Source organism: Frankia sp. CcWB3, assembly GCF_977927595.1.
The window spans coordinates 1-4,830 of record NZ_CDWRCK010000285.1 but is presented as its reverse complement, the minus strand read 5'-3'; the positions used below and the strand labels follow the sequence as shown (position 1 = coordinate 4,830).

Genomic DNA, 4,830 nt, shown 5'->3' with positions numbered 1-4,830 from the left:
GGTGGGGAGCCCGGTCGCCGCCCAGCCGTGGAATCCGCCGATCACGTCGGTGGCGCGCCGCAGGCCGAGCTGTTGCAACGAGTCGGCTGCGAGGCTGGAGGTGTAACCCTCTGAGCAGATCACGATGACCTGCAGGTCGTCCCCCGTCGCCAGCGGCAGGCACGCGTCGCTGGTGGGGTCGAACCGCCATTCGAGGACGTTGCGCTCCACGATGACGGCGCCGGGGATCTCCCCCTCCGCGGCGCGCTGCGCCGCGGGTCGGATGTCGACCAGCACCGCGTCGCCGTTCTCGGCCAGGGCACGCGCGGCCTGCGCCGGTTCGAGTCGGTGCAGCCGGGACCGGGCCGCCGCGAGCATCGCGTCGATCCGGCTCGGTGGTGTGGCCGTGGCGTGCTCGGTTGCCGTCATGCGCCGCTCCCGGCCACCGCGGGGGTCGGAGCCCTGCGGTCGCCCCTGCCCGCCTCGATTATCGCGGTGGCCGCGCCGATGGTGACGGCCGGGCCCAGGTCCGTCGCGGCTGCCGCGGCCGCAGGCGGGATCTCGACGGCACGCGGATCCTCCGTACGGCCGCCATCGGCCGGCGTCGGCGCGAACCGCATCGACAGTTCCGGTGGGGAGTAGGCGTGGATCGTCGTCGCGACCTGCCGGCCGCGGTTGGCGACCCGGTGGACGTGGGTCGCATCGAAGCCGACCACGGCCCCGGTCCCGTGCCGGTGCACCTGGGAGCTGGTCCAGCTTCGGTCGTACTGGTCCTCCTCCACGAAACCCTCAGCGACCGTCAGCGCACCCAGCGCGCCGCCATGATCGTGTACCTCCGTCTGCTGCCCCGGGTACCAGCCGATCAGCCACACCTCCACGGTCGCGGAGAGCAGCAGCCGGGTGTACCACCGGCGGTCGGGACGGTGACGGATGACGGGACGCCAGACCTCGGGCGTCGCCGAGACCGCGGCGGTCAGTTCGCACAGGGTCGCCAGGTCGATGAGGCCCGGCTCATCGCTCAGGCACGAGGTCGGCACAAAGGGGTCGGCGATGCGGGTGGGGTCGGCGATGAGGACCGGGTGGAGGAGGGGCACGAGTCACTCCCAAGACGCGGGTAATGCTGGGACGCGGGTAATGCTGGGACGCGGGTGATGCTGGGACGCGGGTGATGCTGGGACGCGGGTGATGCTGGGACGCGGGTACGTTCGCCGGCACACCGCCGGACACGGCCGGGCGGGGAGAAGCGGTGCCGCGCGCGAGACTGATGCGCCGGGTCACCGCATCGAATGAGCACGATGGTGATGTCCTGCCGGCGGTGGCCCGCCGTGGCGCAGGCACGGAGTGCGACGGCGCAGAGCGGTGGAGATCACGGTGCGAACGGGCTGAGCGTGGCGTCGCGAGGCCGACGGACCGTCGGGGCGGGGCGACAGAACTGCCAGCTGGACCAGCCGATCAACCGATTAGGGACGGCAGACGACGAGCCGCCGCCGACGGCGCCGCGGGAGGATGACGCTGGCTCAGGCCCGCCCGGTACACGCCGCGCTGACGACCCGGCCCAGGTCCGTCACTCGGTCGCGGTGCAGGAAGAGGTGGGGCATTGCCATGAACGACACTCTACGTTGGAGGTAGCCCGGCGCGTTGTGGCCCTCCGAGACTCGGCTGGTGCTCGTTATGGTGTTCCGCCTGCTGCTCCGCGGAGTCGGTGTTTGCCGGATATCGTGCATGGCAGGCAATCCTTCCGCCTGGGCAGGCGCCCGCACGTCACCCTGCTGGAGAGAGGGACCGGAAATGAGGTGCCACGCGCGGTGGTTTTCGTCGAATTCCGTCGATACCCGGACGAAGGTTCGGTCATTGCCCTGGACCAGGGCCTAGACCAGGGCCCGCGCCGATGAGCGGACCCGTCCCCGATGTCGATCGTGCGCGGCTCGAACAGCTTCTGATCCAGCTCTCCGAGCAGGTGAACGAAGTGGCGTCCGTGCAGACCCGGATGCGTGGCCTGCTCGACGCGGTCGTCGACGTGGCCCGGGAACTGAGCCTGCCGGTCACCCTGCGCCGGATCGCGCAGGCCGCCTGCCAGCTCGTGGGGGCCAAGTACGGCGCCCTCGGGGTGATCGGCGACGACGGGGAGATCTCGGAGCTCATCCATGTGGGCTTCCCCGACGAGGTGCCCACCATGATCGGCAGACTTCCTGAGGGGCGCGGCCTGATCGGGGAGAGCCTGCGCCACCCTCGGCCGTTGCGGGTGGCCGACGCCGCCCGTCATCCCGTTGCGATCGGGTTTCCCAGCGGGCACCCGCGGTTCGACACCTTCCTCAACGTCCCGATCATGGTGCGGGGCGCGGCGTTCGGAACGCTGTTCCTCGGCGCGAAGCGCGGTGGCGGCGAGTTCACCCAGGAGGACGAGGATCTGGCGTGCGCGTTGGCGGCCGCGGTCGGTTTCGCGATCGAGAACGCGCGGCTGTACGAGGAGACCAGGCGCCGGCAGGCCTGGCTCTCGGCCAGTGCGGAGATCACGACCGCGCTGCTGTCGGTCGCGGAGCCCGAGAAGGCGCTCGACCTGGTGGCCCGGCGGGCTCGTCAGGCGACCGCGGCCCGGCTCGCCGCGATCCTCGTCCCCGACGAGGCCGGCCTGGTCGTCGGGGTTGTCGCCGGGGAGGGGGACGACGACCTGCGAGGCCGGGTCTTCGCCGACAACCGCCGCCTGAACGAGGCCATGCGCACCGGCCGGGCCGTGCTCGTGCCCGCCGACTCCCCGGGCGGTCCGCTGTTCGGCGCGGACCATCCCGACCTCCCGGTGAAGGTCGGCATGGTGGTGCCGCTGATGGCGGGTGGCCGGGCGCTGGGCATCCTCGTCCTCGGCTCGGGTGAGCGTTCGGCCTCCTTCGGCGGTCTGGACCTGGAGATGGCCGCGGCTTTCGCCGGGCAGGCCGCGCTCACCCTCGAACTGGCCCGGGTGCACCGCGACCGGGAGCGTCTGGCCGTCTTCGAGGAACGGGACCGCATCGCTCGGGACCTGCACGACGTCGTGATCCAGCGGTTGTTCGCCACCGGTCTGCACCTGCAGAGCCTTGCCCGGGTCGTGGACAGCCGGGCGGCCGGGCGGCTGGACGCCGCCGCCGGCGAGCTCGACCAGACCATCTCCGACATCCGTCAGACGATCTTTTCGTTGACCTCCAACGCTGCTGAGGAGACCGATCTGCGCGCCGAGATTCAAGCGGTCATCGCCCAGGCCGAACGGGCCCTGGGGATCACCCCGACGGTCCGGCTGGACGGACCGATCGACCGCGGGGTCCCCGCGGCCATCCGCCCGCACATGCTCGCGGCGCTGCGCGAGGCGTTGTCCAACATCGCCCGCCACGCGCGGGCCTCCCGGATCCACGTGTTGCTGCGGGTCACCGACGCCGACATCCTGGTCGAGGTGCGCGACGACGGCCGCGGCCCCGGCAAGGCCTCGCGCAGCAGCGGGCTGGCCAACCTGCGGCACCGTGCGCTCGACCTCGGCGGCCGGATGGAGTTCGGCCCGGGAGCGGGCGGCGTCGGCACCACCATGACCTGGCAGGTCCCGGTGATCGCGCCGTTGCCCGAGCTTCGCGTGCACTCCGGCGAGGGATGGAGCGTCCTCGGTTAGCGGGTACGGCGGGGTTGCGGGGAACCCCGGGCCTCAAGAGCCTCAGGGGCCTCAAGAGCCTCAGGGGTTCAGGGATTCAGCCTGGTGGCGAACACCGCGGCCTGGGTCCGGCTCTCCAGCCCGAGCTTGGACAGCAAGCTGGAGACGTAGTTCTTCACGGTCTTCTCGGCGAGGAACATCCGGCTGGCGATCTGGCGGTTGGTGAGCCCCTCCGCGATCAGCCGGAGGATGCGCCGCTCCTGGTCGGTGAGCCCGGAAAGCCGTTCGTCCTCGGCTGGTCCCTCCCGCAGCCGCACCAGGACCCGGGGCGTCACCGCGGGATCGAGCAGGGACTTGCCCGCCGCCACCTGGCGCACCGCGTCTACGAGGGCGGTTCCCCGGATCTGCTTGAGAACGTAGCCGGCCGCGCCCGCCATGATCGCTGTGAAGAGCGCCTCCTCGTCGTCGAACGAGGTCAGGATGAGGCAGGCGATCCGTGGATCGCTCGACCGGACCTGCCGGCAGACCTCGATACCGCTGCCGTCCTCCAGGCGTGCGTCCAGCACCGCGACGTGGGGCTGGAGGGCCAGGATCCGGGCTACCGCCTCATCGGCCCGCCCGGCCTCCCCGACCACCTCTACATCGGGTTCGTCGGTGAGGAGATCCCGCAGCCCGCGACGCACTACCTCGTGGTCGTCGAGAAGGAACACCCGGATGGTTCCGGTGATCGACGCAGGCCCCGGTACGTCACCGACTCCGGAACCGTCCGCCAGTTCGTCTGACACCGTTGACTCCGCCCGACCCTGACGCCGTAGAAGACCGTCGCTGTTGTCACCTGCAGCAAGCAGAATATAACGCTCGCTGTTGGAGGCGGTGACCTCGACCGCACGGAAGCGGTGTCGTGCGTCTCGGCGGATGCCGTTCGGTGAACCCGTGAACGCCGGTTCCGGCGTCATCCGAAAAGGGTAGGTCCGGGTGGCGCCCCGCCGAAGTCCGGGGAGGTGTAGTCGAGTGGCTTCATGATGTGATTGCGCCAGGTCGCAATTGGCGTGCCGGCGGCGGATGTAGAGCCTGTCCGCGGGCCCGGAGGTTTCGCCTGCTCCCCGGCGCAGCGATGAGGAGTCGAAATGAAATAACTTGCGCGTTTCGAACCCTCCACAGGCCTGTGACCTGCGATGATGCTCTCGATCGCGTATTTGTTACTTCATTACGTCCCCTGAGGCCCGTCGGCCGGGACAGGGGAA

4 protein-coding genes are annotated in these 4,830 nt (G+C 70.6%); 1 reads left to right on the top strand and 3 read right to left on the bottom strand.

Annotation, left to right across the window (positions count from 1 at the left end; translation table 11 throughout):
• Positions 1–408 (bottom strand): rhodanese-like domain-containing protein (locus tag ACY5KJ_RS17555; RefSeq protein WP_462203876.1); only part of this gene is annotated, 408 nt, incomplete at its 3' end.
• Positions 405–1,073 carry a cysteine dioxygenase gene (locus ACY5KJ_RS17550; RefSeq protein ID WP_462203875.1) on the bottom strand — a complete coding sequence of 223 codons (669 nt, stop codon included), beginning with the start codon at positions 1,071–1,073 and terminating at the stop codon, positions 405–407. The genes ACY5KJ_RS17555 and ACY5KJ_RS17550, both read right to left, overlap by 4 nt.
• A gap of 794 nt (positions 1,074–1,867) precedes the next feature.
• On the opposite strand from ACY5KJ_RS17550, the gene ACY5KJ_RS17545 reads away from it, so the two are divergent.
• Positions 1,868–3,607, top strand: a complete 1,740-nt coding sequence (locus ACY5KJ_RS17545) for a sensor histidine kinase (protein WP_462188066.1) — start codon at positions 1,868–1,870, stop codon at positions 3,605–3,607.
• Between the two features lie 68 nt (positions 3,608–3,675).
• Here ACY5KJ_RS17545 and ACY5KJ_RS17540 read toward each other — a convergent pair whose 3' ends face one another.
• The gene (locus tag ACY5KJ_RS17540; RefSeq protein WP_462203874.1) at positions 3,676–4,371 is read right to left on the bottom strand and encodes a response regulator; all 696 of its coding nucleotides are present in this window, start codon (positions 4,369–4,371) and stop codon (positions 3,676–3,678) included.
• Positions 4,372–4,830: the final 459 nt, after the last annotated feature.

Coding starts and splice junctions, on each gene's coding strand:
- ACY5KJ_RS17545 (WP_462188066.1), top strand. CDS start 1,868: ATGAGCGGACCCGTCCCCGATGTCGATCGTGCGCGGCTCGAACAGCTT.